The 13,968-nt window shown below is 43.2% G+C and carries 10 protein-coding genes and 1 pseudogene; 6 read left to right on the plus strand and 5 right to left on the minus strand.

Translation table 11 applies throughout. From position 1 onward, the window contains the following. The first annotated feature begins 266 nt into the window (after nucleotides 1–266). Nucleotides 267–1,175, plus strand: a complete 909-nt coding sequence (locus ACT3SX_RS09875) for a hypothetical protein (RefSeq protein WP_192519297.1) — start codon at nucleotides 267–269, stop codon at nucleotides 1,173–1,175. A 96-nt stretch (nucleotides 1,176–1,271) separates the two neighbouring features. Here ACT3SX_RS09875 and ACT3SX_RS09880 read toward each other — a convergent pair whose 3' ends face one another. Continuing rightward, entirely contained in the window at nucleotides 1,272–1,868 is a 597-nt protein-coding gene (locus ACT3SX_RS09880) for a cob(I)yrinic acid a,c-diamide adenosyltransferase (protein ID WP_192519298.1), read from the minus strand. A gap of 230 nt (nucleotides 1,869–2,098) precedes the next feature. Between ACT3SX_RS09880 and cysS the strand changes: the two genes are divergently transcribed. From cysS to pdxH, 5 genes are all read left to right on the plus strand, one after another. Further along, the gene (gene cysS, locus ACT3SX_RS09885; protein WP_192519299.1) at nucleotides 2,099–3,559 is read left to right on the plus strand and encodes a cysteine--tRNA ligase; all 1,461 of its coding nucleotides are present in this window, start codon (nucleotides 2,099–2,101) and stop codon (nucleotides 3,557–3,559) included. A 161-nt stretch (nucleotides 3,560–3,720) separates the two neighbouring features. After that, nucleotides 3,721–5,664 carry a mechanosensitive ion channel family protein gene (locus tag ACT3SX_RS09890; RefSeq protein WP_192519300.1) on the plus strand — a complete coding sequence of 648 codons (1,944 nt, stop codon included), beginning with the start codon at nucleotides 3,721–3,723 and terminating at the stop codon, nucleotides 5,662–5,664. A gap of 278 nt (nucleotides 5,665–5,942) precedes the next feature. Then, a complete protein-coding gene (guaB, locus tag ACT3SX_RS09895; protein WP_192519301.1) occupies nucleotides 5,943–7,415 on the plus strand; it encodes an IMP dehydrogenase in 1,473 nt (490 codons plus the stop codon). 211 nt (nucleotides 7,416–7,626) lie between these two features. After that, a complete protein-coding gene (gene glmM, locus ACT3SX_RS09900; protein ID WP_442069829.1) occupies nucleotides 7,627–8,997 on the plus strand; it encodes a phosphoglucosamine mutase in 1,371 nt (456 codons plus the stop codon). A 52-nt stretch (nucleotides 8,998–9,049) separates the two neighbouring features. Continuing rightward, complete coding sequence (pdxH, locus tag ACT3SX_RS09905) at nucleotides 9,050–9,694, plus strand: pyridoxamine 5'-phosphate oxidase (RefSeq protein WP_192519307.1); 645 nt, start codon at nucleotides 9,050–9,052, stop codon at nucleotides 9,692–9,694. Between the two features lie 131 nt (nucleotides 9,695–9,825). Here the strand turns inward: pdxH and ACT3SX_RS09910 are convergent, their stop codons facing one another. From ACT3SX_RS09910 to ACT3SX_RS09925, 4 genes and pseudogenes are all read right to left on the minus strand, one after another. Continuing rightward, nucleotides 9,826–11,073 (minus strand): HlyD family secretion protein, encoded by a 1,248-nt coding sequence (locus tag ACT3SX_RS09910; protein WP_192519303.1) that lies wholly within the window; start codon nucleotides 11,071–11,073, stop codon nucleotides 9,826–9,828. Between the two features lie 106 nt (nucleotides 11,074–11,179). Then, complete coding sequence (locus ACT3SX_RS09915; protein ID WP_192519304.1) at nucleotides 11,180–12,871, minus strand: MFS transporter; 1,692 nt, start codon at nucleotides 12,869–12,871, stop codon at nucleotides 11,180–11,182. A 281-nt stretch (nucleotides 12,872–13,152) separates the two neighbouring features. Beyond that, on the minus strand, nucleotides 13,153–13,782 hold the full coding sequence (locus ACT3SX_RS09920; protein ID WP_192519305.1) for a glutathione S-transferase family protein: 630 nt from the start codon (nucleotides 13,780–13,782) through the stop codon (nucleotides 13,153–13,155). Nucleotides 13,783–13,786: 4 nt separating this feature from the next. Further along, nucleotides 13,787–13,968 (minus strand): annotated as a pseudogene (locus tag ACT3SX_RS09925) (type 1 glutamine amidotransferase domain-containing protein); the annotation flags it as partial.

Genomic DNA, 13,968 nt, shown 5'->3' on the forward strand with positions numbered 1-13,968 from the left:
ATTATGAAGTGTAACGATAATACTTTGAAAGTAGGTTTACATTGAGCGTCGAAGTACGTATTTGTTATGTTTTTGCAACTAAGTGTAGGTTTTACCCATTAAAGGGGGCGTTATTTATGTGTCCATAGGCTACACTAATGACCATTCAATACAAACACCGTATAATAGTCGGTTTTTCAAACCTATGGCAGCTAGGGTTGCGGTTTGGACATCAATCACTGTCCGTCAGTGGCGGTACGAATTAGTAAATTGGGAGCAAAATGAATATGAGCGTAGCAAATAAGGGTTTGAGTAAGTGGCAGAAGATTGCTGGAATTGGTATGGCATGTAGTTTGGTGCTTGCAGGCTGTGATCGCTCAGATAAAGAAGACACCACGGAGACAGCAGAGCTGACAGAGCAGGATTCGGATGCTATTGAAAATGCTGCGGCAACGGCCGTTAGTTGTGATGACCCAATGGTACAAGATCGTCTCAAAGCGACGCTAAAAAACACACTCACTCAGCAAGCGCAAGCTTTGGCTACTAACTATGCCAACGATGCGGAGATTAATCTTGCCAGTGGTGCCATTACTGATAAAATCGACGGTATCGTGATTGATGTACAGAATGCCGCAGTTTTACAAGAAGCCAATAGCAATGGTCTGACGACTTGCCAAGCAAGTGTGAGTATGACGTTGCCAAGTGCAGACTTGTATCAAGCCAGCCAAGTCCAAGCGGCCAATAATCAACCAAGTCTACAATCACGTTTAGCGGAAAACAATATTCGTATCAATAATAATATGCTCGTGGATGATTCTTTTACCTATGTTGTTGGCACTCAAAACGGTCAAGTACGTACGCGTATTGCTGGAGAGCCGGCACTGGTAGCTGTCGTTTCTGATGTGATGGCAGGTTCTGTATTGCAGTCAGCGATGAACAGTCAGAATGCTCAAAGAGAAGCCGCACAAAACAATGATACTCAACCTGCACCGATTCGCGAGCCTAGAGAAGTCACACCGATTGAGCCAATTGAGCCAATTCGTCCTACTGAACCTGCAACACCGCCAACGATTAATAACCCAAGCAATCCTACAGATAACAATACAGCAGTCAGCGAACCAGAAGTACTAAAAGAAGTACCTGAAGATGAGAGTATTGATATGGTTATTACTCAAGACGAAAATGCTACTTACTAACTCGTAAGAGTGATGCAGTTGCTAAATGATAAGTATTAGAAGAGCCCGCAACGTCAAGTTGCGGGCTCTTCTTTATGTCTCAATAGTCACGTATCGCTATTTCTTAGCATCAAAATCCTTTAACACTTGACTGTCCCAAAGTACTTCAAAGACTTGTTTAGGGTCAGTACAGAAACGTGCAGCGACGAATAACCAGTCAGATAAACGATTGATAAAGCTTACTGCTGTACTACGCATGGCTGTTGGACGTTGCTGTCTTAACAATACCGCTTGGCGTTCAGCACGGCGACAGACACTACGAGCTACATGTAACTGGCTCACTAAAACAGATCCTGTTGGTAGGATAAAATCCTTGAGCGGTGGCAAGGTGGTATTCATTGTATCAATTTGTTGCTCCAACCATTCAATATGAGTGGCATTAACCCCTTCATATTCTGGCATAGCCAGTTCACCACCGATATTGAACAGTAGGTGCTGAATAATGACTAAGCCTTCAGAGAACTCCTTGGCGATAGATTGGCCTTTATTGCGTTGCAATTGAGCACGTACTAGACCGATATGTGAGTTGAGTTCATCAATATCGCCCATGACATTAAATAGATTGTCAGCTTTACTGACTCGACTGCCATCTGCCATACCAGTGCTACCATCATCTCCAGTACGCGTATATATCTTACTTAAGCGATTACCCATATCTAAGTCCTTAACTATTTTTTTGATTGAGTGGTGTTAGTTGCGTGCTCATTGTAGTATTTTACGACTGTTTTCGCTAAGATAATGGGTCAAGTTTTATATAACAGTCGTTTTATTGTTGTTCCTTATATTGAGGGCAAGGATGAATCAGAGTTACTGGCTGATAAAACATGGCCAATATTTTAACTTGTATTTAATCTACTTTATTTATATAAAAAGGCTTTTTAATCATGACCACACCTCTTGCAGATGCGATGTCTCAGCTTGCGATTTATGACTCACTGACTGGCGGAAAACGCCAATTCGTACCACTCAAAGCAGGGCAAGTAGGCATCTATGTGTGCGGCATGACCGTTTATGATTATTGTCACATTGGTCATGCGCGGATGATGATCGGCTTTGATATAGCTGTACGCTGGCTAACACAATTGGGCTATGATGTTAATTATGTGCGTAATATTACCGATATTGATGACAAAATTATCGCTCGTGCAGCTGAGAATGGCGAAGAGATTAGTACACTGACGCAGCGTTTTATTAAAGCCATGCATGAAGACTTTTCTGCACTTGGTTGCTTATCACCTAATGCTGAGCCACGGGCAACTGACTATATCGATGAGATGCAACAAATGATCGGGACGTTGGTCGAAGGAGACTATGCGTACGCAGGAGACAATGGTGATGTATATTACGCCGTTGATAGTTTTGCGGACTACGGCAAGTTGTCTAAGCGCAATCTGGATGATATGCAGGCAGGTTCGCGAGTTGATGTTGAAAATGATAAGCGCAATCCATTTGACTTTGTACTATGGAAAGCAGCCAAGCCTGAGGAGCCTCAGTGGGCATCTCCATGGGGACAAGGGCGTCCAGGCTGGCATATTGAATGCTCAGCGATGTCGACTAAATGCTTGGGTGATACCTTTGATATTCATGGCGGTGGTCATGATCTACAGTTTCCACATCACGAAAATGAGATTGCCCAATCTGAAGCGGCGACGGGTTGTGAGTATGCACGTAACTGGATGCATGTTGGCTTTATCAATGTCGATGGCGAAAAGATGTCTAAGTCATTAAATAACTTCTTTACCATTCGTGATGTCATGGCCAAGTATTTGCCAGAAACGCTGCGATTTTTCTTATTATCAAGCCATTACCGAAGCCAAGTGAACTTCTCCGATAACGCATTAGATGAAGCTCATAATAGCCTAAGCAGGTTATACAATGCCTTGAAACTGGCTGAGCAGCAAAAAGGGCAAACATTGGTTGTTACGGATGAGTTGATCAATGAGGTTTATAACAGCAGTGCTGGGCAAGACTTTATTAAAGCCATGAACGATGATTTTAATAGTTCAACGGCTATCAGTGTACTATTTGGGCTGGCACGTGATATTAATAAAGCCATAAAAGCAGAAGAGGTTGATGTTGCATGGCATTTGGCACAGCAGTTAAAAGCATTGGCACAGGTACTCAATATTTTACAGCAGCCTGTTCAAGAGTTTTTGCAAGCCGTGGTTGGTGATCAGACTGATGATGGCTTAACGGACGCGGTCATCGATGATTTAATCATTGAGCGCGCAGATGCCAAAACCAACAAAAACTTTGCGCGTGCTGATGAGATACGTGAGCAATTGAAGGAAGCAGGTATTGAGCTCGAGGACAGCCGTGCTGGCACGACATGGCGCCGCGCTTAAAAAGTCTGTTACAGAAAACTCATACAGATGTTCATAAACTAAGTCAGCTTTGAGCTGGCTTTTTTTGTAGACTAAATTAAGTATGAAACTATCAGATATAGAGTTTATGGTGAGAATAAGCTTTGTATAAAAATCTCACATCAATGAGTGGTCGCTAAAATATGGATATTATCAAAACCAGCAAGATTAATAATGATGTTGGTCCGGAACGTAAAACGCTACCATTATTATTCGCTGTTTTTATGATAGTAATGAGTGCGGCTTGTATGCCTACTTATGCGGCAGATGATAACAATGAGCAACGTATAAGTGAACAAGAACGCTCACAGTCAGCAGACACACCTGATAGTTTGACTGAGTATACAGATGAACAAATCAGTAATATAAAAAATGAAAGAGTTGGTCTGTCTGGTGTGGTAGGAGAGGTGCTTGATCCCACTGAGCGTAGTGTTGTAGAGCAATCTGGACAAGTGCAAGGGGATTCGGGACTGACAGGTGAGTATAATGAAAACTATTATTTATTAGATACGCTCAATGCTAGCTTACCAACATTGTCTGAGCCAGCAAATTTAACGACTCCTTTAGCGACTTTAGAGTTCTTTCAGTCAGCGGTCATGAAGCATCAATACGACTTAGCTGCTTACGCGCTTAATATGAATCTGATTGACCAAAAGATTCAGCGCAATCACGCGATTGAATTGTCGCAGCGCTTGGATTTTTTATTATCAGAGAGAGAGCTCTATGTCTTTGATGATCTGCCAGATCGCCCAGATGGTTTAATCGAACCGCCACTGGGTAGCACCAGTAGTATCATGGGTGTTCCAAGACGTTCGATACAGTTGGGTTATATCGATTATCGTGAACGCCGTGTTCCTATTTATCTACAGCGAGTCCGAGTGGGCGATAGTGCGCCTATTTGGGTATTTTCTGATCAGACAGTGGGTAATATCGACAATCTTTATGAGCAATATCATCCAGCAGAGTTTGAGCGTTATTTACCAGCATGGTTGAAATTTAAAGTATTCAGTATTGCGTTATGGGAGTTTTTAGCATTATCACTGTTCTTCTTATTGACGATGGGAGTAGGGTGGTTACTGAGTAAAGGTACTGGAAAAATTATTAGTCATTATATTGATGATGAGAAGTACCGCAATGATTTGGGTAGTATTCATGGTGTAGCAGATTTGGTCAATAAGCTGACGGTACCTTTGACTTTTACCATCAGTTTTTCGTTGGTTTTTACATTGGTTTCTGGCGGCTTTCCTTACTTAGACGCTGTTGCTGCATCGACTAGGCCACTTATCTGGATAGGCTTGGTTTTTAGCACTATGTGGCTTGGCATACGTGTGATTAACTTTTTTGCCAATCGTTACCAAAACATGCAGATCGAAAATCTGGCTGCAGAGCATTTTGATAAAGAGCGCCGCCGACGCACCTATGTGTCGATATTTCGCCGAGTTTTTATCTTTGTCATGATTTTAGGTAGTATCTGGATGGGTTTGAGTGAATTTACCAACATGGAAGGCCTTGGTAAAACACTATTAACCTCGGCAGGTATAGCGGGCGTGGTTATTGGTATTGCGGCACAGCCGATACTGGGTAATATTATCGCTGGAGTACAGGTAGCAGTCACGCAGCCGGTACGGATTGGTGATAGTGTGATAATGGATGGTAATTTCAGTACTGTTGAAGATCTGCGTTACACTTATGCAGTACTAAAAACATGGGATGAACGTCGTCTGGTGGTGCCAATGCGTGAGCTGATTACTGACACAGTAGAAAACTGGTCACATACAGAGGTGCATCAAACTTGTCCTGTGTTTTTATTTGTGGATTATGGTGCAGATATTGATGCCATTCGCCAGCAGTTTATATCGGCGGCTAAAGATAATAAGCTGTGGGACAAAAAAACCGAGCCTGAAATATTTGTAGTCGAAGTGACCGAACATAGCATTAAACTGCGTGGCGCGGTGTCAGCGGTAGGCCCCATAGAAGCGTGGACACTGGCTTGTGAAATACGTGAGCAGATGCTTGGTTATCTATATCGCGAACACAAGCCTTATCTGCCAGCTGACCGTCTGGTGTTAAAAGATAAAGAGGCATAAGTAATCACATTTAAGTCCACATTATTTTGGATAAACGACACTCTTAGTATATATAGCTTATATTGGTAAAATAATCTGCTAAATATACATGCGACTTGTTTGCTTATTTGTTATAATGTGGCGTTATTTTTAAGGGATAAGTAAGTGATTAAGCGTAAGATTGCACCATATTTATGTAAACTTATGATTCATCACTTAATTGCAGTTTTCTAGCGTTTGATTTAGCTGGTTTATTGCTAAAATCCCACCCATCAAAATAACCACCACTAGGGGTCTGTATGTTGCGAATTGTCGATGAAGCCTTAACCTTTGATGACGTTTTATTATTACCAGCCTATTCTGAAGTTCTGCCAAAAACTGCTGATCTGTCTACTCGTTTGACCAAAAATATCACACTTAATCTTCCGCTAATCTCTGCGGCGATGGATACTGTGACTGAGTCTGAAATGGCTATCACTATGGCACAACTTGGTGGCATGGGTATTTTGCACAAGAGCATGGACATCGAAAAGCAGGCCACACAAGTACGCCGTGTCAAAAAATTTGAAGCGGGTACAGTGGTTGATCCTATCACTGTACATCCAGAGATGACCATTGGTGAGTTGCTGCGTTTGACGCAGGATAATAATATTTCAGGTGTGCCTGTGGTAGAAAAGGGTACTGATAACGTGGTAGGTATCGTGACGCATCGTGATTGGCGTTTTGAGACCAATCTGTCGCTACCTGTCAGTAAAATCATGACGCCAAAAGATCAGCTGGTCACGGTACATGAAGGTGAGAGCAACGAAAATATCAAAAGATTGCTGCATGAGCATCGTATCGAAAAAGTTATCGTTATTGATGATAATTTCCGCCTACGTGGTTTGATTACGGTTAATGATTTTGCCAAAGCTGAAAACAATCCAAATGCCTGTAAAGACGAACAAGGTCGCCTACGTGTTGGTGCTGCCGTTGGTACTGGCGCAGACACGCAAGCACGTGTTGAAGCATTGATTGCTGCTGACGTTGACGTTATCGTTGTTGATACGGCGCATGGTCACTCAAAAGGTGTGATTGATAAAGTTTCTTGGATTAAAAAGAACTATCCGCACGTACAAGTAATCGGTGGTAACATCGCAACAGGTGAAGCTGCTATTGCTTTACGTGATGCAGGCGCCGATGCTGTAAAAGTGGGTATTGGTCCTGGTTCTATCTGTACCACGCGTATTATCGCAGGTATCGGTGTACCACAAATCTCAGCGATTGATAATGTTGCTAGCGCCTTAAAAGACAGCATTCCATTGATTGCTGATGGTGGTATTCGTTTCTCAGGAGATATGGCAAAAGCAATCGCTGCTGGTGCATCATGCATTATGGTTGGCTCGTTAATGGCTGGTACTGAAGAAGCCCCAGGTGAAGTTGAACTGTTCCAAGGTCGCTACTATAAGGCTTATCGCGGTATGGGTAGTTTGGGTGCGATGTCAGGATCAAATGGTTCATCAGACCGTTACTTCCAAGATGCCAAAGATGGCGTAGAGAAGCTAGTGCCAGAAGGTATCGAAGGTCGTGTACCTTATAAAGGCCCAGTTGCTGGTATCGTTAATCAGTTGGTTGGTGGATTACGTTCATCAATGGGTTATACAGGTTCTGCAACTATCGAAGACATGCGTACTAAGCCACAGTTTATCAAAGTAACTTCAGCTGGTATGAAAGAATCACATGTGCATGATGTGCAAATCACTAAAGAAGCACCGAACTATCGAGTAAACTAAAGTATGTATTTTGACTAATGCATTTTTGCGGTTTATTTAAAAGATATTGACTAGGACGTAATGCTTTAGCGACTTTGAGATACAAACAGCCAACAATGATTTATTATTGTTGGCTGTTTTTTTTGTAAAATACAGAAACAGATTATTACAATAATAGTATTGCTGACATATACGCTTGAATTTTTATTTTTTGACTTGAGGAGTGTGCATAATGAGCTATTTTGGTACCGATGGTATTCGTGGGAAATTTGGTGAGTTGCCAATTACACCTGACTTTATTTTGAAATTAGGCTATGTGACGGGACAAGTGCTGATAGAAAATAATAGCAATCCTGCGCGCAGACCTAGTGTGGTCATTGGCAAAGATACTCGCTTGTCAGGTTATGTGATTGAGGGCGCGTTACAGGCGGGCTTCAACGCCTCTGGTGTCGATGTTCATATGCTTGGTCCATTACCAACACCTGCCATTGCACATTTAACTCGTAGCTTTAATGCTGATGCAGGTGTGGTTATTTCCGCATCACACAACCCTTATTACGACAACGGTATCAAACTGTTTTCAGGTGACGGTAAAAAGCTTACTGATGAGATGCAAAGTGCAATCAATGATAAGCTACAAGTTATTATGAGTATTGATAGCAGCGATGATGCTATGGTTATGCCTATCCTTGATCCGTCACAACTGGGTAAAAATAATCGAATCAACGATGCGAAAGGTCGCTATATTGAATTCTGTAAAGGTAGCTTTCCTTATCAGTATGATTTGAGCCATCTAACTGTTGTCTTAGATTGTGCCAATGGTGCAGGCTACAGTGTGGCACCAAGAGTCATGCGTGAGTTGGGTGCTAATGTGATAGCTATTCATAATACGCCTGACGGCCTCAATATCAATGCTGATTGTGGTTCTACCCATCCTCAAAGCTTGCAGAAAGCAGTTCTTGAGCATAAGGCCGATGTTGGTATTGCCTTAGATGGTGATGGTGACCGTGTTGTGATGGTCGATGAGACAGGTGAGATCGTCGATGGTGATGGTATTTTATATGTACTTGCTACTCAAGGTCAGACCAAGGCCAAAGGCGTGGTTGGTACATTGATGAGTAATATGGGCTTAGAGTTGGCATTACACGCTGCTGATATTGCCTTTGCTCGTGCAAAAGTGGGTGATCGCTATGTGATGCATGAGCTTGAGGCCAATGGTTGGATATTGGGCGGTGAGCCATCTGGACACATTTTATGCTTAGATAAGAGTCGTACTGGTGATGCTATCATTGCAGGCTTGCAAGTATTGGCTGTGATGCAAGCACGTGGTCGCGCGCTGAGCGATCTGGTTGAAGGGTTTGATGTGCTGCCACAAAAACTCGTCAACGTCCGCCTGTCTCAAATGCAGGACCCGTTTGAGCACGAGGAGCTGGTTGCCGCTTTTGACAAAGCACAAGCGACTTTAGAAGGAAGAGGTCGTCTATTGATTCGTCAGTCAGGAACTGAGCCTATGATTCGAGTGATGGTAGAATCAGATGATGAGATAGAATGTGATGTCATGGCCAATGACTTGGCCGAGCATATTAAAGCGGTATTGGGTTAATAGCCATTCGTGTCATAATGCAACCATATCAAAATAAGGAATGACCATGAGCATGGATTTTACCGATCAGCGTCTGTCATATGAAAAAGGCGTGCTTGATCAACAGTCAGTACCTAACTCGCCATTTGAGTTATTACATGCCTGGATGAATGAGGCAATAGCACAAAAAGTTCAAGAGCCGTATGCCATGAGCTTGGCGACCTGTGGCGCAGACAATAAGCCCAGTGTGCGGATTGTATTGATGCGTGAGATTACGGATACTGGCGTGGTGTTTTATACCAACTACGAGAGTGCGAAAGGGCAAGATATTGCTGAGAATCCAAATGCTGAGGTTTTGTTTTTTTGGCATGAGCTTGAGCGTCAGGTTCGTATCAGTGGCAGCATTGCGAAGATAGATGCTCAAAAATCTGCGGCGTATTTTCAAAAGCGTCCGCATGATAGCCAAGTAGGTGCATGGGTCAGCCAGCCGCAAAGTGGTGAGGTTGCCAATCGTGATGTCATGGAGCAAACCTTTGAGCAGCTGCAATCAGATTACTCTGATACTGGAGATGTGCCAACGCCAGAGTTTTGGGGTGGGTATGAGATTACGATTGAGCAGATCGAGTTTTGGCAAGGTCGTGCCAACCGTATGCATGACCGCATCGTATATACTAGCGACAATGGCGATAGCTGGAATACCAAGCGCCTGTTGCCATAAGACTGTAGCTGTAACTTTGTAGCTATAAGGTTTTAGTTATAAAGCCACTTGGCTCAATAATAAACCCCCGTTAGTGGCTATTGTCAAAAGCTACTAGCGGGTTTTTTTTATTGGAGGTAATGACATTGATATTATTTTACATCAGTATCCACATCGACAGAAACGGACATGCCAGGACGTAGATTGACCAGATTTGGTTGATCTTTATCTAAATCGATACGTACTGGAATACGCTGGGCTATTTTAATATAGTTACCAGTGGTTGGGTTTGCTGCTGTGGCGCTAAATTCACTGCCAGTTGCTGGCGAGATATTATTGATACGTCCCGTAAACTCAGTACCACCAAGGGCATCCACTCGAATAGTAGCAGGTTCACCTATGGTCATGTTGACGATTTGAGTTTCTTTAAAATTGGCAATGATCCATACGCCTTTCGGTACGATATACATAAGCTGTGTACCAGCACTAACATACTGTCCATTTTTTACACTGACTTGGCTCAATTGCCCTGATTCAGGCGCAGTAATCATGGTGTTATCCAAATTTATTTTTGCTTGTTTTTTAGCTGCTTCTGCATTTTGAATATTGGCATCAAGTGATGAGCGGCTACCACTGGTTTTTTTGCTGGCTTGTTTAGCGGCTTGTAGGTTGGCTTCTGCTTGTTGTACCGCTGCTTGCGCCTTAGCCAGCTCTGCTTTTGTATGTGCCACTTCCGCTTGTGACACGGCGCCAATCGCATCAAGTCCTTGATAGCGTTTAATGTCTTCTTGGGCACTGTTGACACTCACTTTGGCGCTATGTACATCAGCTTCACGCGCTGCTATTTGTGCTTGACTAGATTGAGTATCTTGAGCGTTGCTTGCGCGGTTGGTTACAGCTACCTCGATATCGGCCTGTGCTTGTTCGAGCTGTTGTTGAAAGGTACGGTCATCTATTTTAACCAGTGCATCACCTTCTGTGACATTTTCAAAGTCTTGTACCGCAACATCAGTTACGTAACCAGATACTTGTGAGCTGATGATGGTGGTTTGGCCTTTCACAAAAGCATTATTGGTATGCTGTACGGTTGGGGTGAATGGGGGGAGTTTCCATGCATATAAAATAAGAAACACACCGATAACGATGAGAATAATAAAAAGCCCTATATTGAAGAACGTTTTTTTCTTAGGATTCCACCCAGAAGAGGAGGGAATTGGCTCGGTTGGTGGCATGGGTGTTTTGTTGTCAGTACTGTGTTCTACAGGCGTGTCCACAGAGTGGGTTTCGCTGTCTTGAGTACTGGTTGTCTTATCAGTGTTAGCAGACGGGTTATTAGAAGACGAGCTGTTGACTGGCGTCTGAGTTTTTTGGTCAGAGTCATTAGGGTTTTCGTGGCTCATGACGCGCTCCTAAAAAGTTAGATGAAAATAATTGATAGTTTGATATGGGTATAAATAAGCGTTCTAGCAATCTCAAAAAATATGGTTAGCGGTGTTAAAAAACATCTTATTTTTGCGCGCGCATTTTGGCGATTACAGCCAGCTCTTTCGCCAATGGGTTGCGTTTATGGTAGCGATAGTAAAGGTAGTTGAGCAGTAAGATAATAGTGGCAGCAGTCGACAAAATGGCCATGATAAAGAATAAATCACCATAAGCAGAGACAGTGGCTTGGCGCTGGACACCTTGCAGCACTTGTAGCGTAGCTGCGGTATTGGCTTGGGTAATGTCGGTAATTTGAGGTGATAAAACGCTGCGTGCTGCGGCTATTTGTCCCACCAGCTCAGGATCACCAAAGTTGAGGGTGCTGACCATATCTGCATAATGTACCTGCGTACGAACCGTGGTAAACGCTTGGATAGCGGCTGCACCTGCCAATCCGCCTACCGTTTGCGAAATACTAAAAATAACGGAAAAACTAATAATATAGGCAGGACCACTGGTAATAGCACGCAAAAATCCTTCAAAAACTAGAGGCCCCATGAAATATACGGCGGCAAATGCAATCAAAAACTGGCTGAGATAAAACATATAGGGTGCTGAATTAATAGACACCGTGGTGTCCATCCAAGACCCTACGGCAATCAATGCCACTGCGAAGATAACGGGTCGACGCAAATCCATCGCATTGGTACTAAAAATACTGATCACTAAAGCCAATACACTGGCCGTTAATATAACCGCATAAAACGTAACCAGCTGATCGTTACCATAGCCTAAGTTGGCAAGCAGTCCTGCAGCCCCAACATTCTGCTCAGATAGCAAAATTCGCATGACAGCACCAGTAATCATAAAGGCAATGATATTTCGGCTACGCATCCAGCGCACTTGTAGCATCGGGTTTTTGCGATGCGTCTCAATCCATAGGGCGATACTAATCCCAACGATGGCAATAATAAGTGGATAGATAAGCCAAGGTGTCGTCCACCATAGAATCCTGCCTTGTACCAAAACGACAGCCAATGCAGCCAGACCACTAGCAAAAAAACCAAAGCTTAAAAAATCCAATTTTTCAAATACTTTTTCTGTATGACCTGGCGGTAGCTCTAGCAAGTTGATCAGCCCAAAACAAATCAGCGCCAAACCAAATTGGAATAGAAATAAGCTCTCAAGCTGACCGTCAATGGTGAGGTAGGGCGAGATGACTCGTGATAATGGGATACCAAACTGTACCAAGCCAAAACCCAAGATTAGACCGCTAGTGCGTTTGACAGTTGGCATACCTTGCAAACAATAGAACAAACCTAATATGGTCATGGCACTGGCCACCATACCGCTCAAGCCACGGGTGACAAGCTCTAAGTAATAAGGATCAAGCCACATACCATCAGCAGTCGTCACCAAGCCACTGCTCACAAACCACTGCATACTGGTTGCTAGTAGCAAAAAAGATAGGGTGATTTTAGTGAATAATGCCATGCCAAACTGCTGACGAATTTTATACAACAGTACGGTGATACAAGCATTAGTCATATTGTAGGCAACCGATATCCAACCACCTTCCATCGGTGTCAAGCTAAGGTCACCTTGGATTTGAGTTAAGTTGGTGACCAACAAACCATTTTGGAAGCTGGCAGTCAATCCAATGATAATACCAATGAGCAGGTAACAAACCTTGCGGCGTACAGGGTGGTCAGGATTGGCTGGCGACCCTACCATCATCGGTTGTTCGTGGGGCTTGAATTGATATTCATTATTCATGGTTGACCGTCTTTCTAGATGAGTGTTGGCTGCAGTGACAGACAACAACACGGTTTATCAAAAATGGGTGGTGCGGTTAATGATGATATAGTCGATTCAATTTAAAAGTCGTACAAGGGCCGAGTGTAGATGTATCTCTAATACTTCAAACGAGACGCTGTCATACTTTCATAGTGGAATGACTGTAGTTTGCAAAAGCCAATAACAAAAATAGCCCAAGGTAGACTTGGGCTATTCTATCAGTCTGTCTATAAAACGCTACAGATTATATCAGTCTAAGGCTATTTTGAACTGTCATGCTCAGCTTCAAGGCGCATCGCACGCTGATAGCTGTCAAGGCTGGCCAAGCTTTCAGCATATTGTCTGATATGTGGATAGTCTTCTAGCTTCTGACGCTGTGCAAGAATAATCATATCAAACGACAGCATAAAGTCAGCACCGCTAAGCGTATCACCTACAATAAACGACTTACCTTCAAGTGATGCGTCTAAATATTTGAACAGTCTGGTTTTTTCTATGGCTATATAACCATTTAAAAATTCATTGTTATCGACACCTGCTTTTTTGCTAAACAGTTCAAGCATCAATGGCAACATGAGCGAGCTCTCAGCAAAGTCAATCCACTGCAAGTAATGACCGTAATCTTTACTGTCAGTAGCAGGACGCAAGCGATCTGGTGCAAAGCATTCAATTAATAGCTCAGTAATAGCACCTGATTCTGAGTATATTTGCCCATCCATTTCGATCACTGGTGACTTACCCAGCGGATGCACCGCTTTTAGGCTGTCTGGTGCTAGATGTGTATGAGCGTCACGTTGATGGCTTATGATTTCATAAGGCTCGCCCAGCTCTTCTAGTAGCCATAAAATACGCAGCGAGCGCGACTGATTTAAATGGTGCAAGCGAATCATAGTGTTATCCCTTTATCTTAGCGATCAGGTGTTTCGCAGCTTCTTCAGATGAGGCTGGGTTTTGTCCAGTGATTAACAAACCGTCTTCTACCACAAATGAGGCCCAATCATCTGCTTTTTCGTAATGACCACCATTGGCTTTGAGCTCATCTTCTACTAGGGCGTGTTGAACATTCATAATTTCAG

Origin of the sequence: Psychrobacter sp. AOP31-B2-9, assembly GCF_052378005.1 — a bacterium.
GTDB lineage: Bacteria > Pseudomonadota > Gammaproteobacteria > Pseudomonadales > Moraxellaceae > Psychrobacter.